Source organism: Variovorax sp. Soil_C_39 (genome assembly GCF_057656815.1).
Genome location: NZ_JBDGJQ010000003.1, coordinates 687,372 through 713,426, shown reverse-complemented (window position 1 = coordinate 713,426; position 26,055 = coordinate 687,372). Strand labels below are relative to the sequence as shown.

Here is a 26,055-nt window from a genome sequence, read left to right as displayed (position 1 = left end):
TAGTCGTACTCACAGTCCTACTCCTATCTTTAAAGATAAGCGATAGACCGTGTCCTGTCATTCAAGGGGCCAGCTCACGAAACCCTTCGCTCCGACACGCTGGAATTCATGTGCGATGAGTGCGCCGAGGTTCTTGCCGCCGCCGGCGATCACTGCGACTTTTCCGCTGAGGTCTTTGGCCATGGAGAACTCCTTGGTTGAACAAACGAATGGACAGTCTATTTGTCTAGCGATACGGGATAAAGCGGCTTCTAGAATCATGACCGTTCAAGAAAACAGATCAATCAACCAATGGACCGCGTCCACCACCTGCGCATCTTCGTGAGGGTGGCTGCTTCAGGCAGCTTTTCCCAGGCGGCCGACCAGCTCGGGATGTCGCGCGGCGGCGTCTCCACGGCGGTGCAGCAGCTCGAAGCCTGGCTCGGAACGAGGCTCATGCATCGAACGACACGTCGCGTCACATTGACGCAGGATGGCGAGGCGCTCCTGGAGCGTGCGATCTCGCTGATCACCGACATGGAAGACTTGCAACAGCAGTTTCGCCCCGGGTTGCAAGGCATCACGGGTCGCATCCGCGTCGACATGCCTACACGGATCGCAAGGCGCTTCGTGGCACCGGCCCTCCCGCATCTGTTCGCCGAGTTTCCCGGCATCGAAGTGGAGCTCGGGGCCACGGATCGCGCGATCGATCTTGCGTTGGCGGGGGTGGATTGCGCACTGCGTGTCGGACCGCTCAACAGCGCCAACCTGGTCGCTTCGCCGCTGGGCGCCTTCGAGTTGATCAACTGTGCAAGCCCGGCGTATGCCGCGCGCTGCGGGCTGCCGCTTTCCCCGCACGATCTCGAGCGCCACACCTGCGTCAACTACATCTCGCAGTCGTCCGGACGCGCTGCGCCGTGGGAATGGCTGGAAGATGGAAAGCCGATGTCGCGATCATTGCCCAGCACGGCCAGCGCAAACAATGCCGAAATCTACATCGCCTGTGCGCTGGCGGGACTCGGCATGATCCAGATCCCTCGGTTCGACGTTCAAGACCATCTCGACCGTGGCGAACTGATCGAGTTCTTGCCGCAGTTGCGGCCGTCGCCGCTGCCCGTGCATCTGGTCTATCCGAGCCGGCACCAACTGACGCGGCGCGTGAAGGCGTTCACGGGCTGGCTCGAGGGGCTGCTGGATGCGCATCTGGTTCGCGCCTGAGCCAAGGGCCGACAGCCCCATTGAAAAAGGGCGTCCGGTCGATGAAACCGGACGCCCTTGGACGTTTTGTTGGTCGGTGTGAAAGGATTCGAACCTTCGACCCCTTGCACCCCATGCAAGTGCGCTACCAGGCTGCGCCACACACCGAAGCCAGCGATTATAGCCGGCAGAAATCAGCGTCCGACGGACAGCAGTTCACGAATTTCGAAAAGCTCGCGCCGCAGGTGCATCAGCTGCGTGGGATCGATAGTGTTCACGGCACGCGGTGCAGCAACTGCGCTGGCCTCGGCTTCTTCGTCCTGGTGGATGGCCGCTTCGAAGGCTTCGTGATCGATCTCGACAGCTTCCATGCCCTCGAGCGGCACCACGCCGGCCTTGCGGCGGTCGCGCTCGCCCTGCACGAGTTCTTGCAGCTTGTTGCGCGCGCCGCTGATCGTGAAGCCCTGGTCGTAGAGCAGGTCGCGGATGCGGCGGATCATGAGCACCTCGTGGTGCTGGTAGTAGCGCCGGTTGCCGCGCCGCTTCATGGGGCGCAGCTGCGTGAACTCTTGCTCCCAATAGCGAAGCACGTGCGGCTTGACGCCGCAGAGCTCGCCGACCTCACCGATGGTGAAGTAGCGTTTGACGGGAATGGGCGGGAGTGTTTTCTCCATTGAAATCAAGACCGTGCGCAGCAAACCTTAGAGATTACTCTACGCACGCGCGCCGCAACAAGCACTATTCGGCGCCCAGGCTCCACTCGACCTCGGCGGTGCCGCTCGGCTGCTCGGCGCTGCCCTGGATCTGCTCTTTGAGCTTGGCGCTCGCATGAAAGGTCGCGACGCGGCGCTCGCCGATCGGGATGGCTTCGCCGGTGCGCGGATTGCGGCCCGGGCGCGGCGCCTTCACGCGGATCTGGAAGTTGCCGAAGCCCGAGATCTTGACGTCGGAACCTTCGATGAGGCTGTTGGCGATGAGGTCGAAGAAGGCCTCGACCATGTCCTTCGACTCGCGCTTGTTGAGGCCGATCTGCTCGAACAGCAGGTCGGCCAGGTGCGCCTTGGTGAGCGCGGGCGTCTCGAGGGCCTCGAGCGTGAATTCCGCAGCGTTCATTTTTTTCATCACCCCCTGAGGCGTGCGCCGAGCTGGGCGCCCAGTTGTTCGACGATGGCGCGCACGGCCGGTTCGACCTGCTCGTCCGTGAGCGTGGCGCTGTCGTCCTGAAAGCTCAGGCGCACCGCCATGCTCTTCTCTCCCTGCGCGAGGCCGCCCGCGGCGCCATCGCGCGCCGGCTGTGGGCGATAGATGTCGAACAGCGTGGCGTCGCGCAGCAATCCCTGCGCGGCGGCCGCCGATTGGATGGCCTGCATCAGCGCATTGTGCGTGACAGCCTCGGCCACGACCACGGCAATGTCGCGCTCGACCGCCTGGTTCCTGGGCACCGGCCGCGCCACCGGCACAGGACGCGCGGTGACGGCATCGAGCTCGAGCTCGAACACGATCGGGGCCGAAGCGAGATCACACTTCTGGCGCCAGCGCGGATGCAGCTCGCCGACAACGCCGATGGCCTTGCCGTCGAGCAGCACGCGTGCGGAGCGCCCCGGGTGCAGCGCAGGATGCTCGGCCGGCTCGAAGCTCGGCACCCGCGGTGCGAGCAGCGCTTCGACGTCGCCCTTCGCGTCGTAGAAGTCGACGCGCTGCGGCTTGCCGTCCCAGCGCGATGCCTCGGCGTCGCCCCAGGCAAGGCCCGCCACGCGCATGGGCTGGTGAATGCCGCGCACGGTGGCGTCGGTGGTGAGCACGCTGTCGTCGCGCAGAAAGACGCGGCCGACTTCGAACACGCGCACGCGCGGCGCCTTGCGGTCGAGGTTGAACTTGAGCACTTGCAGCAGCGAGCCGACGAGCGACGAGCGCATGACGCTCATCTGGCTGGCGATGGGGTTGAGCAGCTTCACGGGATTGGCATTGCCCGCAAGGTCTTGCTCCCAGTGCGCCTCGACGAAGCTGAAGTTGATGGTTTCCTGGTAGCCGAGCGCCGCCAAGCTGCGGCGTACCGCGAAGCGGCTGCGCTGCGCCTCGGGCCGCACGCGTGCGGTGATGGGCGCGAGCGGCGCGGTGGTCGGCAGGTTGTTGAAGCCGATCAGGCGCGCCACTTCTTCGATGAGGTCTTCCTCGATCAGCAGGTCGAAGCGGTGCGGCGGCGGCGTGACGGTCAGGGTGCCCTCGCCTTCGCTCAGCGCAAAGCCGAGGCGGCGCAGCGCATCGGCGCATTGCGCCTGCGTGAGCGGCATGCCGATGACGCGCGCGGCACGCGCCACGCGCAGCGTGACGGGCATGGCTTCGGGCACGCGCAAAATCTTGTCGTCCATGGCGCCGGCCTGGCCGCCGCAGATCTCGATGACGAGCTGGGTGATGCGCTCGATGATCTCCACCGTGCGGCTCGGATCGACGCCGCGTTCATAGCGGTGGCCGGCATCGGTCGAGAAATTGAAGCGGCGCGAACGGCCCTGCACCGCCTCGGGCCACCAGAAGGCTGCCTCGATGTAGATGTTGCGCGTGTCGTCGGACACGGCGGTGGCATCGCCGCCCATGATGCCGGCGAGCGATTCGACGGCCTGGTCGTCGGCAATCACGCCGACCTTGTCGTCGACGCCGATGGTGTTGCCATTGAGCAGCTTGAGCTGCTCGCCCGCCTTGCCCCAGCGCACGGTGAGCCCGCCGTGGATCTTGTCGAGGTCGAAGATGTGGCTGGGCTGGCCGTACTCGAACATGACGTAGTTCGAGATGTCGACCAGCGGCGTGACGCTGCGCTGGCCGCAGCGCGCGAGCCGCTCGACCATCCACGCCGGCGTGGCCACCTGGGTGTTCACGCCGCGCACGATGCGGCCCGAGAAGCGGCCGCAGAGTTCGGGCGCCTCGACCTTCACGGGCAGCACGTCGGCGAACGACGTTGCCACGGGTGCGATGGCCGGTGTCTTGAGTGGTGCCCCGGTGAGCGCCGCGAGTTCACGCGCCACGCCATACACGCTGAGGCCGTGCGCGAGGTTGGGCGTGAGCTTCAGCGTGAGCAGCGCGTCGTCGAGCTTGAGCACCTCGCGCACGTCGGCACCCACGGGCGCGTCGGCGGCCAGTTCGAGCAGGCCGCCGTGGTCTTCGCTCAGGTGCAGCTCGCGCGCCGAGCACAGCATGCCCTGGCTTTCGACGCCGCGCAGCTTGCCGAGCTTGATGAGAAAGGGCTTGCCGTCTTCACCGGGCGGCAGCTCGGCGCCGACGAGCGCGCAAGGCACCTTGATGCCGACGCGCGCATTGGGCGCGCCGCAGACGATGTTGAGCAAGGCGCCCTGCCCCGCGTCGACCTGGCAGACTCGCAGCCGGTCGGCGTTGGGGTGCTGCACCGCTTCCTTGATCTCGCCGACGACGATGCGGCTGAAGGGCGGCGCCACGGGGCGGCGCTCCTCGACCTCGAGGCCGCCCATGGTGAGCGTTTCGGCCAGTGCGGCGCTGTCGAGCGGGGGATTGCAGAACTCGCGCAGCCAGGATTCCGGGAATTGCATCTCTTCGATCTCGTATTCGGTAGGTGTGTGTCTGGAGCGTGGTGCTTGCTTACTGGAACTGCGAGAGGAAGCGCAAGTCGCCGTCGAAGAAGAGCCGCAGGTCGTTCACGCCGTAGCGCAGCATGGTGAGCCGGTCGGGCCCCATGCCGAACGCAAAGCCGATGTAGCGCTCGGGGTCGAGCCCCATGTTGCGCACCACGTTCGGATGCACCTGACCCGAACCCGCCACCTCGAGCCAGCGCCCGGCCAGCGGGCCGCTCGCAAACTGGATGTCGATCTCGGCGCTGGGCTCGGTGAACGGGAAGAAGCTCGGGCGAAAGCGCAGCACCAGGTCGTCGCGCTCGAAGAAGGTACGGCAGAAGTCGGTGAAGACGACCTTCAGGTCCTTGAAGCTCACGTTCTCGCCGAGCCAGAGGCCTTCGCACTGGTGGAACATGGGCGAGTGCGTGGCGTCGCTGTCGACGCGGTAGGTGCGGCCCGGCGCGATGACGCGGATCTCGGGCGCCTTGGCGGTGCCGGTGCTGTCGGCCGCGGCGGCTTCGAACTCGGCCGCGTACTTCTTGATGTGCTGGTGCGCATAGCGAACCTGCATCGGGCTGGTGTGCGGACGCAGGTTGTACGGAATGCCGTCTTCGCCGTTCAGGTCGACATAGAAGGTGTCCTGCATCGAACGCGCAGGATGGTTCGGCGGGTTGTTGAGCGAGGTGAAGCTGTGCCAGTCGCTCTCGACTTCGGGGCCGTCGGCCACGTCGAAGCCCATGCTCGAGAAGATCTCCTCGATGCGCTCGAGCGTGCGGCTCACCGGGTGCAGGCCACCGGCGGTGCGGCGGCGCCCCGGCAGGCTCACGTCGAGCGCCTCGGCGCGCAGCTGCAGCGAAAGCTCTTCGTCGGCCAGCTGCTGGCGGCGCTCGGTCAGCGCGGACTCGATGGCCTGCTTGGCCACGTTGATCGCGGCACCGCGCGACTTCTTCTCGTCGACGCTCAGCGCGGCCATGCCCTTCATCAGCTCGGTGATGCGGCCCGACTTGCCGAGGAACTGCGCCTTGGCGTTCTCGAGCTCGGCGGGCGTCTTGGCCTGGGCAAAGGCGGCGCCTGCGGTGGCGACCAGGGAGTCCAACTCGTTCATAGCATCAACAACAAATTTCGAGGGGAAATAAAAAAGAGCTGGAGCTTTTTCAAGCGCCAGCCCTTGAGCCGTGGGCGCAGGAGCCGCCCGAAGGCAGCGCCCTGCTGTGCAGAATCAAGCAGCCAGCTTGGCCTTGACCTGCTCCACGATGCCGGCAAAAGCGGCCTTGTCGTGCACGGCGATGTCCGCAAGCATCTTGCGGTCGATCTCGATCCCGGCCTTGCGGATGCCGTTGGCGAACTGGCTGTAGGTCAGGCCCAGTTCACGCGAGGCGGCGTTGATACGCGCGATCCACAGTTGACGGAACACGCGCTTCTTGGTGCGGCGGTCACGGTAGGCATATTGCCCTGCCTTCATTACCGCCTGTTTGGCGATGCGGAAGACATTGCCGCGGCGACCGCGGAAACCCTTGGCGAGTGCGAGAACTTTTTTGTGGCGGGCGCGAGCCGTTACACCACGTTTGACGCGAGGCATGTGATTACTCCTTGTTCGTCAGTTGATCAAATGCCCATGCCGGGCAACATCGCGGCCATCGAAACCATGTTGGTCTCGTGGACTGCGGTTGCACCACGCAGGTGACGCTTGTTCTTGGTGGTCTTCTTGGTCAGGATGTGACGCTTGAAGGCTTGACCGCGCTTGACGGTGCCACCGGGACGAACGCGGAAACGTTTTTTCGCGCTGCTCTTGGTCTTCATTTTGGGCATGTGAATGCTCCTTTAGTTTGTGCTCGTGAGGCGCCGCGGATACTCCACGGACTTGTTGGCCCCGAGACACTTCTTCATCCCGCTGCTGCCTGCGCTTCTTGCGAAGTGCCGGCAACAGCGAAATCCCTTCGATAACCTTCCCTGTCACGCCCTTGCGGGCGTTTCGCTCAGGCCGACGCGGGCGCCGGCGTTTCCGACGAAGCCGGCTTGGGGCTGGCGCCCGGCTTCTTGCGGCCCGGTGCGATCATCATGATCATCTGCCGGCCCTCGAGCTTCGGAAACTGCTCGACGACGATCGTGTCGCCCAGCTCTTCGCGAATGCGCTGCAGCAGGGCCAGACCGAGTTCCTGGTGCGTGATTTCGCGGCCGCGGAAGCGGAGCGTGATCTTGCACTTGTCACCCTCTTCAAGAAAGCGCCGGATGTTGCGCATCTTGATGTTGTAGTCGCCGTCGTCGGTGCCGGGCCGGAACTTGATTTCCTTGACCTCGATGACCTTCTGCTTCGACTTCGCCTCGGCCGCCTTCTTCTGCTCGTGGTACTTGAACTTGCCGTACTCGATCAGGCGGCAGACCGGCGGATTGGCCGCCGCGACGACCTCAACCAGATCCACATCGGCCTCACCGGCAAGGCGCAAGGCCTCGGAGAGACTCATGACACCCATTGGCTCGTTTTCCGGGCCGACAAGGCGGACTTCCGGGGCCATGATTTCCCGGTTCAGGCGGTGTTGGCGTTCCTCGCGGTGGCGGCGGTCGCGAAATGCAGTAGCGATGGTCAGAATCCTTCAAAAATTGCTACAAAATCTGTAGCGGACGCCGGGTCAGCCCTCGCGGACAAGCGGCAAAATGGTTCGAAAAGCACACTTTGGGGTGCCTCGCGGACAAATCAACGCTTGTCAGCAACATCCTGGACGAGCCGTTGCATGAACGATTCGAGGGACATTGCACCGAGGTCTTGATTGCCCCGGGCGCGCACTGCGACGGCACCAGCTTCCTTCTCTTTGTCGCCGACGACGAGGATATAGGGAAGCTTTTGCAACGAATGCTTGCGTATTTTATACGTAATCTTCTCGTTGTGCAGATCCAGCTGAACCCTAAGCCCTTGATTCTGCAGCGTTTTCGCCACTGAGCTGGCGTAATCGGCCTGCCCTTCGCTGATATTGAGCACCGCCACCTGCACCGGCGCGAGCCATGCGGGCAGCGCGCCGGCGTGATGCTCGATGAGCATGCCGATGAAGCGTTCGAGGCTGCCGACGATGGCGCGGTGCAGCATAACGGGGTTGGCGCGGCCACTCGATTCCGTGACGTATTCGCCGCCCAGCCGCTCGGCCGTGTTGAAGTCGACCTGCATCGTGCCGCACTGCCATTGGCGGCCCAGTGCGTCCTTCAGCGTGTACTCGATCTTGGGGCCATAGAAGGCGCCATCGCCGGGCGAGATGATGAAGTCGACGCCCGAGCGGCGCAGCGCCTCCATAACGGCATGCTCGGCCTTGTCCCAGAGTTCGTCCGAGCCGACGCGGTTGTCGGGCCGCGTCGCCACTTTGTAGAGAATGTCCGTGAAGCCGAAGTCGGCGTACACCTTCTGCAGCTGCGCCGTGTAGGCCACGCACTCTTCGAGGATCTGGTCTTCCGTGCAGAAGATGTGTCCGTCGTCCTGCGTGAAGCCGCGCACGCGCATGATGCCGTGCAGCGCGCCGCTCGGTTCGTTGCGGTGGCACTGGCCGAACTCGCCGTAGCGCAGCGGCAGGTCGCGGTAGCTGCGCAGGTCGCTCTTGAAGATCAGCACATGGCCGGGGCAGTTCATCGGCTTGAGCGCGTATTCGCGCTTTTCCGACTCCGTCGTGAACATGTTGTCGCGGTAGTTCTGCCAGTGGCCCGTCTTCTCCCACAGGCTCTTGTCGAGGATCTGCGGGCCCTTCACTTCCCAGTAGCCCGTGTCGCGGTAGATCGCGCGCATGTACTGCTCGACCTGCTGCCAGATCGCCCAGCCCTTGGGGTGCCAGAACACCACGCCCGGCGCCACTTCGTCGATGTGGAACAGGTCGAGTTCCTTGCCGAGCTTGCGGTGGTCGCGCTTCTCGGCTTCCTCGATGCGCTGGATGTACTGGTCGAGCTGCTTCTTGTCGGCCCATGCCGTGCCGTAGATGCGCTGCAGCTGCTCGTTCTTGGCGTCGCCGCGCCAGTAGGCGCCGGCCAGCTTCGTGAGCTTGAAGACCTTCAGGAAACGCGTGTTCGGCACGTGAGGGCCGCGGCACATGTCGACGTATTCCTGGTGGTAGTACAGGCCCATGGCCTGCTCGTCGGGCATGTCTTCGACGAGGCGCAGCTTGTAGTCTTCGCCGCGCGACTTGAAGACCTCGATCACCTCGGCGCGCGGCGTCATCTTCTTGACGACGTCGTAGTCCTGCGCGATCAGCTCGCGCATGCGCGCCTCGATGGCCGCCATGTCCTCGGGCGTGAAGGGGCGCTCGTACGAGATGTCGTAGTAGAAGCCTTCCTCGATCACCGGGCCGATCACCATCTTGGCCGTCGGATAGAGCTGCTTCACGGCATGGCCGACCAGGTGAGCCGTCGAGTGGCGGATGATCTCCAGGCCCTCGTCGTCCTTGGGCGTGATGATCTGCAGCTTGGCGTCGTGGTCGATGACGTCGCTGGCATCGACGAGGCGGCCGTCGACCTTGCCGGCCACCGTCATCTTGGCAAGGCCCGGGCCGATGGACTGGGCGACTTCGGCCACCGAAACCGGGCCGGGAAACTCGCGGCGCGAGTTGTCGGGAAGCGTGATCTGGATCATGTGAAAAACCTGCTGAGAAAAAGCAAAAAGCGCGGGGGTTGGCCGCGCTTTGCTGGGGTCTGGTTGGCTGGAAGAACCAGCGCACGCGGCCTAACGGGCCGTCTCGACGAAGCTTCCTTCTTCGAGACGGACAACCAGTGCGGTGTCCGTAGTTCGCGGTGTCATAACCAGATTGCCTTTCTCGCCCTTGTTGGTGACGGAGGAAAGCGCAGATTCTAGCCGCAGAGACGCAAAAAAGCCCGGCACGCGGGCCGGGCTTCATTCGAGCGGACAGAGCTGCCCGATCAGTGGAACTGTTCTTCCTCGGTCGAACCGGTCAGCGCCTTGACGCTGGACGCGCCGCCCTGCACCACCGTGGTGACGTCGTCGAAGTAGCCGGCGCCGACTTCCTGCTGGTGCGACACGAAGGTGTAGCCCAGTTCGCGCGCCGCGAATTCCGGCTCCTGCACCATTTCGACGTAGTGCTTCATGCCTTCGCCGCGCGCATAGGCGTGCGAGAACTTGAAGGTGTTGTACCAGTTGCTGTGGATGCCGGCCAGCGTGATGAACTGGTACTTGTAGCCCATCGCCGAAAGCTCGTCCTGGAACGAAGCGATGGTCTTGTCGTCGAGGTGCTTCTTCCAGTTGAACGACGGCGAGCAGTTGTAGCTCAGCAGCTTGCCCGGGAACTTGGCGTGCATGGCATCGGCGAACTCGCGCGCGAAGCCCAGGTCCGGCGTGCCGGTTTCGCACCACACGAGGTCGGCCACTTCGGCATAGGCCAGGCCGCGGCTGATGGCTTGCTCCGACCCGTTCCTGACGCGGAAGAAGCCCTCTTGCGTGCGCTCGCCGGTGAGGAAAGGCTTGTCGTTGGCATCGTGGTCTGAGGTGATCAGGTTGGCGGCCTCGGCGTCGGTGCGGGCCAGCACGATGGTCGGCACGCCCATCACGTCGGCGGCAAAACGCGCGGCCTGCAGCTTCTCGACGGCTTCATGCGTCGGCACCAGGACCTTGCCGCCCATGTGGCCGCACTTCTTCACCGCAGCCAACTGGTCTTCGAAGTGCACGCCGGCGGCGCCCGCGGCGATCATGTTCTTCATCAGCTCGAAGGCGTTGAGCACGCCGCCGAAGCCGGCTTCCGCATCGGCCACGATCGGCAGGAAGAAGTCGATGAACTCCTTGTCGCCGGGATTCAGGCCACGGCCCCACTGGATTTCGTCGGCGCGCTTGAAGGTGTTGTTGATGCGGCGGACCATGGCCGGCACCGAGTCGTAAGCGTAGAGCGACTGGTCGGGGTACATCGTCTCCGAGGTGTTGCCGTCGGCAGCCACCTGCCAGCCCGACAGGTAGACGGCTTCGAGGCCGGCCTTGGCCTGCTGCAGCGCCTGGCCACCGGAGATGGCGCCGAAGGAGTTGACGTAGCCCTTCTTGGCGCCGCCGTTGATCAGGTCCCACAGCTTTTCGGCGCCGCGGCGCGCGAGCGTGTTCTCGATCGGCAGCGAGCCGCGCAGGCGGACCACGTCGGCGGCGCTGTAGTTGCGCTTGATGCCCTTCCAGCGCGGGTTGGTGGCCCAGTCTTTCTCGAGGGCGGCAATCTGCTGTTCGCGGCTCAGTTGTTCGGTAAGGGTCTGGGGCATGGTCACTCCGTGAGGTTGTTGAAGGCATCGGCCGCTGGGGCCTTGGCATCCACTTTAAACCTGTGCACCACTCTTATGTCTTATAGAAGACATATTTTTGCATCAACAAAATCAATAACTTAGACGCGTATCCCTCTATATGAAATAGTCTTTCTCATATTGAGAAAAAATATTGCAGCGCAGCAGGTGCCCATTCCGCATTGTGGAGTCAATCTTTCAGTGTGAAAAATGGCGCGGCCTCGAACACGCGCCGTGCGGCCCTGGGTGTCGAGCGGCTGGGGCATCATCGGCGGCTCCTTGTTCAGCAAGCCCCCATTGACCGCTACCGCCCCCACCTCGAGCCGCCTCGCGGCCTATGGCTGCCTGGCCCTGAGCATGTCGCTCGTCGGCGCCTACGTGGCACTTTCCAAGCCCCTGACCGTCGCGTTCCCGGTGCTGCTGCTCGCGTGGCTGCGCTTCGGCATCGCGGCGCTCGCGATGCCGCACTGGCTGCGCCGTGCGCCCGGCGAACCTCCCATGAGCGGGCGCACGCGCTGGCTCGTGTTCCTCGAGTCGTTCCTCGGCAACTTCCTGTTCTCGATCTGCATGCTGTTCGGCGTGAGCATGACGAGCGCGGTGTCGGCCGGCGTGATCATGGCGTCGATCCCCGCTGCGGTCGCGGTGGCGAGCTGGCTCTTCTTGCGCGAGCGCATCACGGTGCGCATCGCACTCGCCATCGGCTGCGCCGCGCTCGGCATCGGCCTGCTGGCGCTGACGCCGGCGCATGCGCCCGCGGCAACGCCTGGGGGCGCGGCGCCGTCCGCGATGCCTTGGCTCGGCAACCTGCTGGTCTTCTGCGCGGTGCTCTGCGAGGCCGCGTACGCGGTGATCGGCAAGTCGCTTACGGGCCGGCTCGGCCCGAAGCGGATCTCGTCGCTGATCAACCTCTGGGGCTTCGTGTTGTCGATGCCGTTCGGCGTGTGGCTCGCATGGCACTTCGACTTCTCGGCCGTGCGCATCGAGATGTGGGCGCTGCTCGTGCTCTATGCGCTCGCCGCGAGCATCTGGACGGTGTGGCTCTGGATGACGGGCCTGCGCAACGTGCCCGCTGCGCAGGCCGGCGTCTTCACCGTGATGCTGCCCGTGAGTGCGGCATTCGTGGGCGTGCTGGCGCTCGGGGAGAACCTCTCTGCGGCACAGCTGGTTGCGTTCGCGCTTGCACTCGTCGGCGTGGTGCTCGCCACGTGGCCCGCACGCCGGAGCTGAAGAGACGCATACGCCCCTCTGAAAAAACAACAACTCCCAATGAAAAAAGCGTTTTTTCCCTTGGAAACGCGTTTTTTCTCCTTTAGCATCCGCAGTGCCACTGGAGACGCCAGTCTTTCATTGGTGAACGTTCAACCAAAAAAGGAAATCAACCATGGCAACTGCAAAAAAGGCTCCGGCCAAGAAAGCTCCGGCTAAAAAGGCTGCACCTGCAAAGAAGGCGGCTCCGGCCAAGAAGGCTGCTGCTCCTGCGAAGAAGGCTGCTGCACCGGCGAAGAAGGCTGCTGCTCCTGCCAAGAAGGCTGCTGCTCCCGCGAAGAAGGCCCCTGCCAAGAAGGCCGCTCCCGCCAAGAAGCGCACGCCCAATGCCGCCTTCATGAAGGCGCTGACCCCCAGCCCGGCACTCGCCGCCGTGGTCGGCTCCACGCCGCTGCCGCGCACCGCCGTCGTGAGCAAGCTGTGGGACTACATCAAGAAGAACAACCTGCAGGACAAGGCCAACAAGCGCAACATCAACGCCGACGCCAAGCTGAAGGAAATCTTCGGCAAGCCGCAAGTGTCGATGTTCGAACTGGCCGCGCTGATCGGCAAGCACGTCAAGTAAGCGCACCACCCCGAAAGACCTCCGTGCCGCAGGCACCCGGGTCGATCAGGAAAGCCGGCGAAAGCCGGCTTTTTTTCGTCCGTGCTTTTCTTCCTCGAAGCCTCAGCGCATCGCGTCCACCGCCGGCGCAAGGAAGCGCGAAGGCGTGCAGCCGAAATGCCGCCGGAAGGTCTCGATGAAAGCGCTCACCGAGCTGTAGCCCACTGTGAGCGCCACCGCGGTCACCGGCGCTCCAGCGCCCAGCAACTGCACCGCCTTGAAGAGCCGCGCCTGCTGGCGCCACTGCGCGAAACTCAAGCCGGTCTCGGCCGCGAAGCGCCGCGTGAGCGTGCGTGCCGCCATGCCGATGTGCCCGGCCCATTGCGCGATCGTGTCGTCCGGCGACGGGTCTTCGGCCAGGGCGGCGGCCATCGCGAGCAGGCGCGCGTCGCGCGGCATCGGGAGGTGCAGCGAAGCCCCCGCATTCGCGGCCAGTTCATCGAGCAGCACCGCCACCAGCCGCAACCGGCGCTGCGCCTGATCGGCGTCGGGCTCCTGCGGCAGCGAAAGCAGCCGCGCCACGAGTTCGCGGACCAGCGGCGTCGATGCGAACACATGCGGCTGCGCCGGCAGCGCGCCGGTCAGTGCCGGATCGAGGTAGAGGCTCCAGCCGGCCGTCGCGCCACGGCTGTGCGCCGCATGCGTGCAGCGCGGCGCGATCCAGCCGATCCAACCGGGCGGCAGAACCCACCGGCCGGCCGGCGTCTCGATCAGCAGCAGGCCGGCGCGCAAGGCGAACAGTTGTCCCTGCGCATGCGCATGCGCGTGGGTCACGCGCGCGGCGTCATGGGCATCGACCGAGAGGTGCAGGTGCGGTGGGGAAGGATCAGCAGCCATCGCGTCCCTGCGCGGATCGATGCATGGCCCGATCGCGATGTCGATCGGCCCAGCGCCGCAAGCCCGCCGAAGGGGTTCTGCCTAGCATCGGAATCCTCATCGATCCACCTATCCCCGTCTTCCCGAAGGAATTGCCATGAAAGCCCAGGATGTCTTGCCCGACGATCACGATTTCGCCCTGCTCGGCGGCCGGACCGTGCGCAAGGGCTCGGTCGGCGCCTTCCTCGCCAACGTGCGCGTGCTGGAGGACGCCGGCGCATCCGTTGCGGAGCGCCAGACCGCACGCGAGGACCTCGTCGCGCTGATCCCCGCGCTCGAGGCACTGGGCCTGTTCGAGGTGTTCGAGCTGCGCTCGCCCATCCTGCGCGCAGAGGTCGCGCAGCATCTCGCCGCCTTCAGCCCTGCGCCTGTTGCTGCTGCCTTGCCGCGCGCGTGATCGTGCCCAGCGTGCCTCGCGTGCTGATCACCTCGGGGTCGAGCGGAATCTCGATCAGCGTGCCGGTGTCGGCGGCCAGCGCACGCAGCAGCGCGGCTTCGAACTGCGCGGTCTCGGTCACGCGCTCGGCCGCGTAGCCGTAAGCGCGCGCGAGGCCGCAGAAGTCGGGATTGCGCAGCGCGGTGCCGCTCGTGCGCTCGGGGTACTCGCGCTCCTGGTGCATGCGGATGGTGCCGAACATGCCGTTGTTGAGCAGCACGATGATCGTCTTGCCGCCGTGCTGCGCCGCCGTCGCGAGCTCCTGCCCGTTCATGAGGAAATCGCCGTCGCCCGCGATCGTGAAGCCCACGCGGCCGGTCGCGAGGTTGGCCGCGATGGCAGCCGGCACGCCGTAGCCCATCGCGCCGCTGGTGGGTGCCAGCTGCGTCTTCGCGCCCTTGGCCAGGCCGTGGTAGCGGAAGTAGCGGTGCACCCAGCTCGCGAAGTTGCCTGCCCCGTTGGTGATGGCGGCATCGGCCGGCAGGTGCTTCTGCAGCAGCGCCACGACCTCTGCCATGTCGACGGGCCCGCGCGGCGCATCGGCGGGCATGCCCGCGAGCGCCTGCGGCACGAGGTTGGCTTCGTAGTCGGCATGCGCCTGCGCGGTCCAGGCTTCCCAGGGCAGCGTCGGTGGCGCGCTCAGCACCTCGAGGCTGCGCGCGGCGGCGCTCATGCCGGCGTTGATCGCCAGGTCGGCCTGGTAGACGCGGTTGAGCTCCTCGGCGCTGGCATGGATGTGCACCAGCTTCTGGCGCGCCTTGGGCGCTTCGAGCAGCGTGTAGCCGCCAGTCGTCATCTCGCCCAGGCGCGGACCGATCGCAATGACGAGGTCGCTGTCCTTCACGCGCTGCGCCAGCTTGGGGTTGATCGCGATGCCCACGTCGCCCGCATAGAGCGGATGGTGGTTGTCGAAGGTGTCCTGAAAGCGGAAGGCGTTGGCCACGGGCAGGCGCCAGTTCTCGGCAAAGCGCTGCAGCGCCTGCGCGGCCTGCGGCGTCCAGCCGCCGCCGCCCGCGATCACCAGCGGGCGTTCGGACTTCAGCAGCAGCTCGCGCAGGCTGCGCAGCGCGCCGGGGTCGCTCCACGGCTGCACGGCCTCGACGCGCGGCAGCGGCCGTGCCGCGGTGTGCGTGCGCAGCATGTCCTCGGGCAGCACCAGCACCACGGGGCCGGGGCGGCCGTTCATCGCGGTCGCGAAGGCACGCGACACGTACTCGGGAATGCGGTCGGCGTCGTCGATGCGCTCGACGCGCTTGGCGAAGCCCTTGGTGCTCGGGCCGAAGAAGCTCGCGTAGTCCACCTCCTGGAAGGCCTCGCGGTCGCGGAAGTCGCTGCCCACGTCGCCGACGAACAGCACCATCGGCGTCGAATCCTGGAACGCGTTGTGCACGCCGATCGAGGCGTTGGTGGCACCCGGGCCGCGCGTGACGAAGCACACGCCCGGCCGTCCGGTGAGCTTGCCGTGCGCCTCGGCCATGAAGGCCGCACCGCCCTCCTGGCGGTTGACGATGAAGCGGGCGCGGTCGCCGAAGGCATGGAAGCCGTCGAGCACCGCGAGGAAGCTTTCGCCCGGCACGCCGAATGCGATCTCCATGCCCTGTGCGATCAGGCACTCGACGATCAGGTGGCCCGCGGGTTGTGATGTACTCATGAGAAGTCGAACCTCGTTGCAGTCAATGTCTCGGCAATTATGTGCATCCTCTCTCGCTGCCTTGCGTTAATTCACCAAATGGTTAAATTCGCGCCATGAAGGCCCCCAAGGATTCCCCGCCCGAAGCGCTCGAGCCGCGCTCGCGCGACGCCGATCGGTCGCAGCTCGCCATCCTTGCGTCGGCACGCGACGAGTTCGCCCAGCGCGGGCTGGCCGGCGCGCGCATGGACAGCATCGCCGCGCGCGCGGGGCTCAACAAGCGCCTCATCTACTACTACTTCGGCAGCAAGGACGACCTGTTCCTCGCGGTGCTCGAGCGCACCTACGCCGACATCCGCGAAGCCGAGCAGAAGCTGCATCTCGACGAGATCGATCCCGTCGAGGCCATCCGGCAGCTGGTCTCGTTCACCTGGCATTACTACCTCGAGCATCCCGAGTTCATCACGCTGCTCAACAGCGAGAACCTGCATGGCGCTGCGCATCTGAAGCGCTCCGAACGCATCCAGGAGATGAACTCGCCGCTGGTGCAACTGCTCGACACGGTGCTCGAGCGCGGCAAGCGCGACAACCTGTTCCGCGCCGGCGTCGACCCGGTGCAGCTCTACATCTCGATCGCCTCGCTCTGCTACTTCTACCTATCGAACAACAACACGCTGTCGGCGGTGTTCGGGCGCGACCTGCGCGCGCCCAAGGCGATGGCGCAGCGCCTCTCGCACATGACCGACCTGGTGCTCGGGTACGTGCTGCACTGAGCGGCGCACGCCCGTTCGCGGGCCTTTAAGGGTATTCACGGATTCGCAGCGGTTGTGCTGGTGCGGCGGGCTTTCTAGAATCCACAATTCACCCATTGGTGAATTAATCGATTTCGACGACAAGCGGCTCGCCCGCACGGAGACAACCATGAAGCAACTCGCACGCACCACCGCACTGGCCACGCTCACCTGCATGGCCGCCCTGATGCCGGGCCTCGCGTCGGCGCAAAACGGCTATCCCACCAAACCGATCCGCGTGATCGTGCCGTTCGCGGCCGGCAGCACCACCGACATCATTGCGCGCGCCATCGCCGACAAGATGGGCCAGAGCATGGGCCAGACGCTGGTGGTGGACAACCGCGGCGGCGCCAGCGGCACCATCGGCCAGCAGGCCGTGGCCACGGCCGCGCCCGACGGCTACACGGTCATGATCCACTCGTCGTCGCACACGGTCAGCCCCTCGACCTTTGCAAAGCTGCCGTTCGACACGGTGGCCGACTTCGCCGGGGTGTCGCCCATCTCGTCGCTGTCGAACGCACTGGTCATCGCGCCTTCCAAGGGCATCAAGACGCTGCAGGAGCTGGTGGCGGCCGCCAAGGCCAAGCCCGGCACCATCAACTTCGCATCGGCAGGCCAGGGCAGCGCCACCCACCTGAATGCCGAGAAGTTCAAGATGGCCGCGAAGATCGACGCGACCAACATCCCGTTCAAGGGTTCGGCCGAGGCCGTGACCGAAGTGCTCTCGGGCCGGGTCGACTACTACTTCTCGCCGATCGCGCCGGTGATCGGCCAGATCAAGGACGGTCAGTTGCTCGCGCTGGCCGTGGGCTCGCCCAAGCGCTCCGCCGCCCTGCCCGACGTGCCGACCACCACCGAAGCGGGCGTGCCCGGCTCGGAATTCAACTTCTGGATCGGCATGATGGCGCCCGCCAAGACGCCGCGCGACATCGTCAACCGCCTGCACGACGAGGTGGCCAAGGCACTCGCCTCGCCCGAGGTCAAGGAACGCTTCCTGAAGCTCGGCGCCGACGCCTGGACGCTCAAGCCCGAGCAGTTCGACGCCTACATCAAGGACGAGATCAAGAGCAACGCGACGCTCGTCAAGGCCGCCGGCCTGTCGCCGCAGTGAGCCGCATCGGCCCGTCTCCCTTCTTCTTTCTTCTCTCTCCAACTCCTTTTCGGCTGAAGACATGGCTACACAACGACTCGGACTGATCATGCACGGCGTCACCGGACGCATGGGCATGAACCAGCATTTGATCCGCTCCATCTGCGCAATCCGCGCCCAGGGCGGCGTGACGCTTTCCAATGGCGACAAGGTCATGCCCGACCCGATCCTCATCGGCCGCAACGCCGAGAAGATGGAAGCGCTCGCCAAGACCCACGGTATCGCGCGCTGGGGTACCGACCTGGACAAGGCCCTCGAGAACAAGGAAGACACCGTCTTCTTCGACGCCGGCACCACGCAGATGCGCCCGACGCTGCTCGCCAAGGCGATCCGCGCCGGCAAGCACGTGTACTGCGAGAAGCCGATCGCCACCAACCTCAACGAAGCCGTCGAGGTCGCGCGCCTCGCGCAGGAATCGGGCCTCAAGCACGGCGCGGTGCAGGACAAGCTCTTCCTGCCCGGCCTGCGCAAGCTCGACATGCTGCGCCGCGCGGGCTTCTTCGGCCGCATGCTCAGCGTGCGCCTGGAGTTCGGCTACTGGGTGTTCGAGGGCGACCTGCAGCCGATCCAGCGCCCGAGCTGGAACTACCGCAAGGAAGACGGCGGCGGCATGATCCTCGACATGATGTGCCACTGGCGCTATGTGCTCGACAACCTGTTCGGCGAAGTGAAGTCGGTCTCGTGCATCGGTGCCACCCACATCCCGACGCGCTGGGACGAAGCCGGCAAGCCCTACGAGGCCACCGCCGACGACGCGGCCTACGCCACCTGCGAACTCACCGGCCACAACGGCGAGCCGGTGATCGCGCAGCTCAACATGAGCTGGGCCACGCGCGTGCGGCGCGACGACCTTGTCACCTTCCACGTCGACGGCACCGACGGCTCGGCCGTCGCGGGCCTGTCGAGCTGCCGCGCCCAGTCGCGCGTGGCCACGCCGCGCCCGGTGTGGAACCCCGACGAGAAGCAGACGATGAACTTCTTCGACCAGTGGCAGGAGATCCCCGATTCGCAGGCCTACGACAACGGCTTCAAGATCCAGTGGGAGCACTTCATTCGCCACGTGGTCGAGAACGAGCCCTACAAGTGGACGCTGCCCGAAGGCGCCAAGGGCGTGCAGCTGGTCGAGGCCGCGCTCGAATCGTGGCAGGACCGCCGCTGGGTCGACGTGCCGGCGCTGAAGGTCTGAGGCCCGTCGCCATGGCACTGTCGCTGACCCTTCCCACCGCGAGCGGCGCGCTCGCGCCCTACGCCCTGCGCGGCACCGCACCGGTCAAGCCCGACGCGGGCGTCAAGTTCAACCGCATCGCCTACTCGGCCGCCCACGTCGTGGCCGACCCGCTCGCGGCCATCGATCCGTGGCTGCAGTCCGCGGTCGACTGGGACACCACGATCGCCTACCGCCGCCACCTGTTCTCGCTCGGCCTGGGCGTGGCCGAGGCCATGGACACGGCGCAGCGCGGCATGGGCCTCGACTGGCCGACCTCGCTCGAGCTGATCCGCCGCTCGCTCGACGCGGCCAGGGACGTGCCGGGCGCGCTGGTGGCCTCGGGCTGCGGCACCGACCACCTGAACATCGACGACGTGAAGAGCGTCGACGACGTGATCCGTGGCTACGAGGAGCAGATGGCCGCGATCGAGGCGCTGGGCGGCAAGCTGATCGTCATGGCGAGCCGCGCGCTCGCCCGCGTTGCCAAGAGCCCGGCCGACTACGAACGCGTGTACGACCGCATCCTCAGCCAGGCGAAGCAGCCCGTGGTGCTGCACTGGCTCGGCGACATGTTCGATCCGGCGCTCGCAGGCTACTGGGGCAGCAGCGACGTCGATGCGGCCATGGATACGGCGCTCGCCGTGATCGCGGCGCATCCGCACAAGGTCGACGGCATCAAGATCTCGCTGCTCGACAAGGACAAGGAAATCGCGATGCGCCGGCGCCTGCCGTCCGGCGTGCGCATGTACACCGGCGACGACTTCAACTACGCCGAGCTGATTGCCGGCGACGGCTTCGGCAGCGAACCCATGCATGGCCAGAGCGACGCGCTGCTCGGCATCTTCGACGCCATCGCGCCGGCGGCCAGTGCCGCGCTCGGTGCGCTCGCGCAAGGCAACACCGAGAAGTTCCACGCGATCCTCGGGCCCACGGTGCCGCTGTCGCGCCACATCTTCGCGGCGCCCACGCGCTTCTACAAGACCGGCGTGGTGTTCATGGCCTGGCTCAACGGCCACCAGAAGCACTTCACGATGGTGGGCGGCCAGCAGAGCACGCGCTCGCTGCAACACTTTGCCGAGCTGTTCCGTCTTGCGGACGCGGCCAACCTGCTCGAACAGCCGGAACTCGCGGTGAAGCGCATGCAAACGCTGCTGGCGCTGCACGGCGTGGAAAGTTGAGCGGCCGATGCGCGATTTCTCGCAAAACCACGACTGGCTGTCGATCAACACCGCCACGGTGCGCAAGCAGTCGGGCGCCGAGGTGCCGCTGGACCGCATCATCGACCAGTGCGCCGAGCGCGGCATCCGCGCGATCAGCCCCTGGCGCGACCAGGTGGCGGCGGTCGGGCTCGACAAGGTGGCCAGGCAGCTGAAGGCGCACGGCATCGGCCTGTCGGGCTACTGCCGCGGCGGCTTCTTCCCGGCACCCGATGCGGCCGGCCTGAAGGCCGCGCTCGACGACAACCGCCGTGCCATCGACGAAGCCAAGACGCTCGACGCCCCTTGCGTCGTGCTGGTGGTGGGCGCCCTGCCCGGCGCGCTCGAAGGCAAGGCGGCCTACACCGATATCGCGCGCGCCCGCAGCGAGGTGCGCGACGGCATTGCCGCGTCGCTCGACTACGCGCGCGAGGTCGGCATGCCGCTGGCGATTGAGCCCCTGCACCCGATGCAGGCCGCCGACCGCGCCTGCATCAACACGCTCGAACATGCGCTCGACATCTGCGACGAACTCGACGCGGACAAGAGCGGCATGCTCGGCGTGGCGCTCGACATCTACCACGTGTGGTGGGACCCGAAGCTCGAGCAGCAGATCGCCCGCGCCGGCCGCGAGCGCCTGCTGGCCTACCACGTGTGCGACTGGCGCACGCCGACGCGCGACCTGCTGTCCGACCGCGGCATGATGGGCGACGGCGTGGTCGAGCTCAAGAAGATCCGCGGCTGGGTCGAGGCCGCAGGCTTCGCGGGCTTCAGCGAAGTCGAGATCTTCTCCAACCTCGATTGGTGGCAGCGCCCAGGCGCCGAGACGCTCGACACCTGCATCGAGCGGCACCGTTCGGCGGTGTAGACCCAAGGATCGGGCAGCCGAAGCAACGCGGCGCCGCCTGTGCTGCAATTCGGCGCATGGCTGACCCGACCCTCGACGACCTGCGCCGCTACGCGGTGGCGCGCACCCTCTTCCGGCCGACCACGCTGCCGGCCGCGATCCGCCAGCTCGGCTTCGTGCAGGCCGATCCGATCCGCGCACCCGCGCGCGCACAAGATCTCACGCTGCGCCACCGCGTGAAGGACTACCGCGCGGGCGACCTCGAAAGCCGCTACACCCGCCTGGCAGTCGAGGAAGACTGCCTCGTCAACTACGGCTTTCTGCCGCGCGAGCACCTGGCGCTGATGCATCCGCGCGAAGCCCGAACGCCATGGGACGAAGACACCCGCCGCAAGGCTGCCGACGTGCTCGCCTTCGTGCGCGAGCGCGGGGCCGTGCATCCGCGCGAAGTCGAACAGCACTTTGCGCACGGCAGCGTGAAGAACTACTGGGGCGGCTCGAGCAATGCGACGACGCGGCTGCTCGACGGCCTGCACTACCGCGGCCAGTTGCGTGTGGTGCGGCGCGACAGCGGCACGCGCGTGTACGAGGCCGTGGCCCATCCACCCGCCGACGAAAGCCCCGCGGGCCGCGCCCTGCGCGCCGCCGCACTGATCGAACTGGTGGTGCGCAAATACGCACCGCTGCCCGCGGCGAGCTTGACGTATCTCGTGCGGCTGCTCGGCTACGGCGCGCCGCACCTTTCGGCGCAGACCCAGGCCGCGCTGCGCATCGCACGCGAGGATATGCTCGCCAGCTGCCGCATCGACGGCACCACCTGGTACTGGCCCGCCGACGAGAACCCGGCCTCGCGGCGGCACGCGCCCGACGACGTGGTGCGCCTGCTCGCCCCGTTCGACCCGGTGGTGTGGGACCGCCGCCGCTTCGAGCAGCTTTGGGGTTGGTCGTACAAGTTCGAGGCCTACATGCCCGCGCCGAAGCGGCAGTTCGGCTATTACGCGCTGCCGATGCTGTGGGGCGACCGCGTGATCGGCTGGGCCAATGTCGCGGCCGGCGCCGGCGGGCTGCAGCCCGCTTTGGGCTATGCCGGCAAGGCGCCACGCGATGCGGCATTCCGCCGCGGGCTCGAGGAAGAGCTCGAACGCATGGCGCAGTTTCTAGTTCGGCGCTGAGCGCCGTATCCGCTCGCCTCGGCCGGCGAGGGGCTTTGGCTCGTGGGTGACAGCATGCCGCCGCTGTCCTGCCTAGAATGGCCCCGCTCCGGTGCAAGCCGGGGCAGCGTTCTCAGGGCGGGGCGAAATTCCCCACCGGCGGTCATGGCGGTTCTCTTCGCAAGAAGGACCGCACGAGCCCGCGAGCGCCCGCAGTCCGACAAGGGCTGCGGGGTCAGCAGATTTCGGTGCGATTCCGAAGCCGACGGTCACAGTCCGGATGAAAGAGAGCGCGAAATGCGGGCCGGCCCCGCGTGCTTCGCCATGGCGAAAAGCGCGTTCGGCTGCCCTGCGGTTTCGTGCGCCCTGATTCAGGAAACCTGCTTTCAAGAGGCACACCATGAGTCAGATCAACGACCTTCCCCTTTCGGCCATCGACGCGTCGGGCCAACCGCGCGGCCAGCGCATCGCCTTCGTGCAGGCGCAGTGGCATGCCGACATCGTCCACCAGGCGCGCGACGCCTTCCTCGAAGAAATGGAGCGGCTCGGCGTGGCCCCCGACACGATCGACGTGTTCGACGTGCCCGGCGCGTTCGAGATCCCGCTGCACGCGCGACGGCTCGCGCGCTCCGGCAAGTACGCCGGCATCGTCGCCTGCGCGCTGGTGGTCGACGGCGGCATCTACCGCCACGAGTTCGTCGCGAGCACCGTCGTCAGCACATTGATGTCGCTGCAGCTCGAGACCGACGTGCCGATCTTCTCGGCCGTGCTCACGCCGCACCACTTCCACGAACATGTGGAACACCGCAAATATTTCCACCGCCACTTCGCGGTCAAGGGCACCGAGGTGGCCGAGGCCTGCGTGAAGACGCTCGAGGGCCTGAAGAAGGTCGACGCGCTGCTGGCCGCGTGACAACCGGTCACCGGCTGGCGTAATCTGCGCGGATGACCTCCGCCTCCACGCCTTCGAACGACCGCTACACCCTCTACGGCGCGCCCGGCTCGGGCGCCACGCCGGTGCATGCCGCACTCACGCTGATCGGCGCGCAGGTCGACGTCGTCGACGTCGCGCCCTGGGAGGGCGACGCCGAGCGCGAGCGCATCGCGCCGGTCAATCCGATGCGGCAGGTGCCGGCGCTGGTGCTGCCCTCGGGCGAGCTCATGACGGAGAGCGCGGCGATCCTGCTCTGGCTCGGCGACCGCCATCCCGAGGCGGGCCTCTGCCCCGCGCCCGGCGACCCGCTGCGTGCGCGCTACCTGCGCTGGATGGTCTATGTGCCGGCCGCGATCTATTCGATGTTCTGGGTGCGCGACGCGCCTTCGCGGCTCGCGCCCGATCCGGCGGCGCAGCCCGCGCTGCTCGAGCGCACCGCCGAGCGCGTGGCCGAATGCTGGCGCCTGATGGACGCGCAGATCGGCACGCCCGCGCCCTACCTGCTCGGCGAGCGCCTGAGCATGCTCGACCTGTACGTGGCCGTGGTGTCGCGCTGGACACCGCACCGCGAGCGCTTCTACCGCGAGGCGCCGCGCATGGCCGATCCCGTGAAGCGCGTCGATGCCGATCCGCGCCTGGCCGCGTTCTGGGCCGCGCGCTTTCCGTTCGTGCCGGGCTGGGAGCGCGGCGCGGGCTGAAGGGCGTCTCTTTCAGGCGGCCACGAGCGTGGTGCGGCGCGCGCGCGTCACGTTGAACGCGCTCGCGATCAGCATGCCCTGCACCAGCGCGAGGCCCACGATCACGCTCGTGTACTGGCCGTGGTCCATGAGCCGGCCGAACACCAGCGGCGCCAGCGCCTGGCCGATGTCGAGCCCCGCATACACCACGCCGTAGACGCGCCCGGTGGCATTGGGCGGCGTCGAGCGCTTGACCAGCAGGTCGCGGGAAGGCCCCGCCACGCCCGTGACCAGGCCCATCGCGCCGAACAGCACCGGCACCAGCACCGGCGGAAACTCCGCGAAGGCCAGCACCAGCGCCAGCGCGGCGGCCACGCCGAAGCCGGTGCCCACGATGCGCTCACAGCGGCTCGGATCGGACGCCAGGAAGCCGCCCACCACCATGCCGGCCGCACTCGCCACCATGTACACCGTTAGGCAGACCGCCACCAGCGCCACCGGCACCGCATGCAGGTGGCCGGCCGCCACCGGCGCGAAGGTCTGCACCACGCTGATCACCACGGCATAGAAGAAGAAGAAACCGAAGCACATCCACACGGCCGGAATGCGCAGGAAGTCGAACGCACCGCCGATCGGCGCCGGCCCGTCCTGCCCCGTGGCCTTGTGCACCGCCGCCACGTCGACCGCGAGCACGCTGCGGTAGAACCAGAGCACGAGCAGCACCACCACCGCCAGCACGCCCGCCGACGCCAGCGCCACGCGCCACGAGAAGGCGATCGCGATCGGCACCACGAAAGCCGGCGCCAGCGCCCAGCCCAGACTGCCGGTAATGCCATGCACGCTGTAGGCGTGGCCGAGCCGGGTCGGCGCCACCTTGCGGTTGAACAGGGTGTAGTCGACCGGGTGGAACACCCCGTTGCCGATGCCGCCGACGACCGCGGCCAGCAGCAGCATCCAGTAGCTTTGCGCGAGCGCATAGCCGAAGGCCGCCAGCGCCAGCGCACCGAGCCCCACGAACAGCACCGGCCGCGGCCCGAGCTTGTCGACCACGAAGCCCGAGGCCGCCTGAACCACGCACGAGACGACGAAGAACACCGTCAGCACCGCACCGAGTTCGGTGTAGCTCACGTCGAACGCGTCCTTCAGCCAGGGGAACAGCGGCGCGAGGATGAGTTGGCTGAAATGGCTGATCGCATGGGCCAGGCCGACGAGGCCGATCAGTTGGGCATCGCCGCGCAGGTTGGTTGCGGGCGCGGCGTTCGTAGAAGTCGGGGAGGACATGGATTGCTTACAAAAAACCAGGGCAGGCACCGATGCTATGCGGGCGCGCCGCGGCAGAATGGCGATACAGCGACAACATTTGTCGAAACCATGCCACGCGCACTTTCTTCACCGCCTTCGTCTCCGTCACCCGTCACCAGCGTGGCGTCGCTCACGCCGCACCTCTATGCGCCCGACGCGGTGCGGCCGCTTCGCGCCAAGGAACACTTCCTGAGCGCCGACACCTTCGTCGAACTGCACCAGCACCCGTGGCCGCAGCTCACCTTCTCGACGCGCGGCGTGATCCGCCTCAACACGCAGGACGGCAGCTACATCGTGCCGCCGTCGCGGGCGGTCTGGGTGCCGGCCGACATGCCGCACAGCATCATGCTGATCGAAGACGCCGAGCTGCGCACCGTGTACCTGCATGCCTGGCTCGGCCCCCCGTGGGAAAAATGCGAAGTGCTCGACATCAGCCCGCTGCTGCGTGCGCTGATGCTCGCGCTCGACACCACGCCCGACGGCCTGCCGCTGGCCGATGCGCATGCGCCGCAGCGCGAACGCATGATCGCGCCGCTCCTGATCGACGAGCTCGAGCGCGCCCCGCAGATCCGCATCGACGTGCCGCTGCCCGCCGACAAGCGGCTGCGCCAGCTGTGCGAAGTGCTGCTGCGCAACCCCGCCGACCGCGCGACGCTGGCCGAACGCGCCGCCGCCATCGGCGCCAGCGAGCGCACCGTGGCGCGGCTGTTCCGCGACCAGCTCGGCATGAGCTGGCAGCAGTGGCGGCAGCAGGCCGTGATGGCGCACGCGCTCCCGCTGCTGGCGCGCGGCATGGCCGTGAGCCAGGTGGCGGCGGCCAGCGGCTATGCCACCGACAGCGCGTTCTGCGCGATGTTTAAGGCCGCCACGGGGCGCTCGCCCACCTCGTTCCAGCACAAGAAGCGTTCCGCGGCGCTCGCCTGAGGGCGCAGGCGGCGCCGTCATGGCGCTCTGGCAAGATCGGCGGGTTTCAAGACGAAACCACGGACCACAAACCAGCCCC

At 66.7% G+C, this 26,055-nt stretch carries 26 protein-coding genes, 1 tRNA gene and 1 riboswitch; of the genes, 13 read left to right on the top strand and 14 right to left on the bottom strand.

The genetic code is table 11. The features are described from left to right. Positions 1-57 precede the first annotated feature (57 nt). Positions 58-183, bottom strand: coding sequence for a hypothetical protein (locus AC3A6J_RS11450; RefSeq protein WP_487860040.1), 126 nt, complete (start codon positions 181-183; stop codon positions 58-60). 108 nt (positions 184-291) lie between these two features. Here AC3A6J_RS11450 and AC3A6J_RS11445 point away from each other — a divergent pair, with 108 nt between their 5' ends. Further along, on the top strand, positions 292-1,197 hold the full coding sequence (locus AC3A6J_RS11445; protein ID WP_487860039.1) for a LysR family transcriptional regulator: 906 nt from the start codon (positions 292-294) through the stop codon (positions 1,195-1,197). Between the two features lie 70 nt (positions 1,198-1,267). On the opposite strand, the gene AC3A6J_RS11440 is transcribed toward AC3A6J_RS11445, so the two are convergent. The 10 genes from AC3A6J_RS11440 to aceA all read right to left on the bottom strand — a co-directional run bounded on the left by AC3A6J_RS11440 (position 1,268) and on the right by aceA (position 10,967). Then, positions 1,268-1,344, bottom strand: a tRNA-Pro gene (locus AC3A6J_RS11440). Between the two features lie 26 nt (positions 1,345-1,370). After that, positions 1,371-1,850 (bottom strand): MerR family transcriptional regulator, encoded by a 480-nt coding sequence (locus AC3A6J_RS11435; protein WP_487860038.1) that lies wholly within the window; start codon positions 1,848-1,850, stop codon positions 1,371-1,373. 64 nt (positions 1,851-1,914) lie between these two features. Next, positions 1,915-2,289 (bottom strand): integration host factor subunit alpha, encoded by a 375-nt coding sequence (locus AC3A6J_RS11430; RefSeq protein ID WP_487860037.1) that lies wholly within the window; start codon positions 2,287-2,289, stop codon positions 1,915-1,917. Positions 2,290-2,297: 8 nt separating this feature from the next. Next, positions 2,298-4,730, bottom strand: coding sequence for a phenylalanine--tRNA ligase subunit beta (gene pheT, locus AC3A6J_RS11425; RefSeq protein WP_487860036.1), 2,433 nt, complete (start codon positions 4,728-4,730; stop codon positions 2,298-2,300). Positions 4,731-4,779: 49 nt separating this feature from the next. Beyond that, complete coding sequence (pheS, locus tag AC3A6J_RS11420; protein ID WP_487860035.1) at positions 4,780-5,856, bottom strand: phenylalanine--tRNA ligase subunit alpha; 1,077 nt, start codon at positions 5,854-5,856, stop codon at positions 4,780-4,782. A 114-nt stretch (positions 5,857-5,970) separates the two neighbouring features. Further along, positions 5,971-6,330: a 50S ribosomal protein L20 gene (rplT, locus tag AC3A6J_RS11415; protein WP_012747009.1), complete on the bottom strand. Its 360-nt coding sequence runs from the start codon at positions 6,328-6,330 to the stop codon at positions 5,971-5,973. 26 nt (positions 6,331-6,356) lie between these two features. Then, positions 6,357-6,560, bottom strand: coding sequence for a 50S ribosomal protein L35 (gene rpmI, locus AC3A6J_RS11410; RefSeq protein ID WP_158720412.1), 204 nt, complete (start codon positions 6,558-6,560; stop codon positions 6,357-6,359). Positions 6,561-6,727: 167 nt separating this feature from the next. Further along, positions 6,728-7,339: a translation initiation factor IF-3 gene (gene infC / locus AC3A6J_RS11405; RefSeq protein WP_487860060.1), complete on the bottom strand. Its 612-nt coding sequence runs from the start codon at positions 7,337-7,339 to the stop codon at positions 6,728-6,730. 104 nt (positions 7,340-7,443) lie between these two features. Next, positions 7,444-9,351 carry a threonine--tRNA ligase gene (gene thrS / locus AC3A6J_RS11400; RefSeq protein WP_487860034.1) on the bottom strand — a complete coding sequence of 636 codons (1,908 nt, stop codon included), beginning with the start codon at positions 9,349-9,351 and terminating at the stop codon, positions 7,444-7,446. Between the two features lie 284 nt (positions 9,352-9,635). Beyond that, positions 9,636-10,967: an isocitrate lyase gene (aceA, locus tag AC3A6J_RS11395; protein WP_487860033.1), complete on the bottom strand. Its 1,332-nt coding sequence runs from the start codon at positions 10,965-10,967 to the stop codon at positions 9,636-9,638. 375 nt (positions 10,968-11,342) lie between these two features. Between aceA and AC3A6J_RS11390 the strand changes: the two genes are divergently transcribed. Further along, complete coding sequence (locus AC3A6J_RS11390) at positions 11,343-12,212, top strand: DMT family transporter (RefSeq protein WP_487860059.1); 870 nt, start codon at positions 11,343-11,345, stop codon at positions 12,210-12,212. Between the two features lie 154 nt (positions 12,213-12,366). Next, positions 12,367-12,816, top strand: a complete 450-nt coding sequence (locus tag AC3A6J_RS11385) for an SWIB/MDM2 domain-containing protein (RefSeq protein ID WP_487860032.1) — start codon at positions 12,367-12,369, stop codon at positions 12,814-12,816. 102 nt (positions 12,817-12,918) lie between these two features. Here AC3A6J_RS11385 and AC3A6J_RS11380 read toward each other — a convergent pair whose 3' ends face one another. Further along, the gene (locus AC3A6J_RS11380) at positions 12,919-13,692 is read right to left on the bottom strand and encodes an AraC family transcriptional regulator (RefSeq protein ID WP_487860031.1); all 774 of its coding nucleotides are present in this window, start codon (positions 13,690-13,692) and stop codon (positions 12,919-12,921) included. A 136-nt stretch (positions 13,693-13,828) separates the two neighbouring features. On the opposite strand from AC3A6J_RS11380, the gene AC3A6J_RS11375 reads away from it, so the two are divergent. Next, a complete protein-coding gene (locus AC3A6J_RS11375) occupies positions 13,829-14,128 on the top strand; it encodes a hypothetical protein (protein ID WP_487860030.1) in 300 nt (99 codons plus the stop codon). Here the strand turns inward: AC3A6J_RS11375 and AC3A6J_RS11370 are convergent. Next, positions 14,088-15,818, bottom strand: a complete 1,731-nt coding sequence (locus tag AC3A6J_RS11370) for a thiamine pyrophosphate-binding protein (RefSeq protein ID WP_487860029.1) — start codon at positions 15,816-15,818, stop codon at positions 14,088-14,090. The genes AC3A6J_RS11375 and AC3A6J_RS11370 overlap by 41 nt on opposite strands. 95 nt (positions 15,819-15,913) lie before the next feature. Here AC3A6J_RS11370 and AC3A6J_RS11365 point away from each other — a divergent pair, with 95 nt between their 5' ends. The 8 genes from AC3A6J_RS11365 to AC3A6J_RS11330 all read left to right on the top strand — a co-directional run bounded on the left by AC3A6J_RS11365 (position 15,914) and on the right by AC3A6J_RS11330 (position 23,771). Beyond that, a complete protein-coding gene (locus AC3A6J_RS11365) occupies positions 15,914-16,570 on the top strand; it encodes a TetR/AcrR family transcriptional regulator (protein WP_487860028.1) in 657 nt (218 codons plus the stop codon). 148 nt (positions 16,571-16,718) lie between these two features. Beyond that, positions 16,719-17,699: a tripartite tricarboxylate transporter substrate binding protein gene (locus AC3A6J_RS11360; RefSeq protein WP_487860027.1), complete on the top strand. Its 981-nt coding sequence runs from the start codon at positions 16,719-16,721 to the stop codon at positions 17,697-17,699. 61 nt (positions 17,700-17,760) lie between these two features. Further along, positions 17,761-18,924 carry a Gfo/Idh/MocA family protein gene (locus AC3A6J_RS11355; RefSeq protein ID WP_487860026.1) on the top strand — a complete coding sequence of 388 codons (1,164 nt, stop codon included), beginning with the start codon at positions 17,761-17,763 and terminating at the stop codon, positions 18,922-18,924. An 11-nt stretch (positions 18,925-18,935) separates the two neighbouring features. After that, on the top strand, positions 18,936-20,123 hold the full coding sequence (locus tag AC3A6J_RS11350) for a dihydrodipicolinate synthase family protein (RefSeq protein WP_487860025.1): 1,188 nt from the start codon (positions 18,936-18,938) through the stop codon (positions 20,121-20,123). A 7-nt stretch (positions 20,124-20,130) separates the two neighbouring features. Continuing rightward, entirely contained in the window at positions 20,131-21,009 is an 879-nt protein-coding gene (locus AC3A6J_RS11345; RefSeq protein WP_487860024.1) for a sugar phosphate isomerase/epimerase family protein, read from the top strand. Positions 21,010-21,065: 56 nt separating this feature from the next. Then, positions 21,066-22,160: a DNA glycosylase AlkZ-like family protein gene (locus AC3A6J_RS11340; protein WP_487860023.1), complete on the top strand. Its 1,095-nt coding sequence runs from the start codon at positions 21,066-21,068 to the stop codon at positions 22,158-22,160. 104 nt (positions 22,161-22,264) lie between these two features. Next, positions 22,265-22,435, top strand: a riboswitch (FMN riboswitch). Positions 22,436-22,539: 104 nt separating this feature from the next. Beyond that, positions 22,540-23,052, top strand: coding sequence for a 6,7-dimethyl-8-ribityllumazine synthase (locus tag AC3A6J_RS11335; protein ID WP_487860022.1), 513 nt, complete (start codon positions 22,540-22,542; stop codon positions 23,050-23,052). Positions 23,053-23,084: 32 nt separating this feature from the next. After that, positions 23,085-23,771, top strand: a complete 687-nt coding sequence (locus AC3A6J_RS11330; protein WP_487860021.1) for a glutathione S-transferase family protein — start codon at positions 23,085-23,087, stop codon at positions 23,769-23,771. Between the two features lie 12 nt (positions 23,772-23,783). On the opposite strand, the gene AC3A6J_RS11325 is transcribed toward AC3A6J_RS11330, so the two are convergent. Continuing rightward, entirely contained in the window at positions 23,784-25,031 is a 1,248-nt protein-coding gene (locus AC3A6J_RS11325; RefSeq protein WP_487860020.1) for an MFS transporter, read from the bottom strand. 90 nt (positions 25,032-25,121) lie between these two features. Here AC3A6J_RS11325 and AC3A6J_RS11320 point away from each other — a divergent pair, with 90 nt between their 5' ends. After that, positions 25,122-25,976 (top strand): AraC family transcriptional regulator, encoded by an 855-nt coding sequence (locus tag AC3A6J_RS11320; protein WP_487860019.1) that lies wholly within the window; start codon positions 25,122-25,124, stop codon positions 25,974-25,976. Positions 25,977-26,055: the final 79 nt, after the last annotated feature.